Source organism: Streptomyces sp. URMC 126, from assembly GCF_051386555.1.
Lineage (GTDB): Bacteria > Actinomycetota > Actinomycetes > Streptomycetales > Streptomycetaceae > Streptomyces.
Genome location: NZ_JBPQTX010001241.1, coordinates 1 through 243 on the forward strand (window position 1 = coordinate 1; position 243 = coordinate 243).

Below are 243 nucleotides of genomic sequence, written 5' to 3' on the forward strand. Positions count from 1 at the left end.
TCGCAGGAATAACTGGAACAAAAATATCGGAAACATCCATATGGAGTACACTCATGACACGTGCTTTCGGTCCACCCCAAGGCGTCATGTTCATGACACCGAGTGCGAGCATTGACATGACTGCCAAAATCATCGGTTTGATTCCCAGCTTGCGATACAAAGGCAGCATCGCGGTAACGGTAATCATATAAGTCGTGGTTCCATCTCCATCCAGTGCAACCAAGGTAGCGAGGATCGCTGTAC

The 243-nt window shown here is 48.6% G+C and carries 1 pseudogene; it reads right to left on the reverse strand.

From position 1 onward, the window contains the following. A pseudogene (locus tag ACSNOK_RS35815) lies at window positions 1-223 on the reverse strand (citrate transporter); the annotation flags it as partial. Window positions 224-243 lie beyond the last annotated feature (20 nt).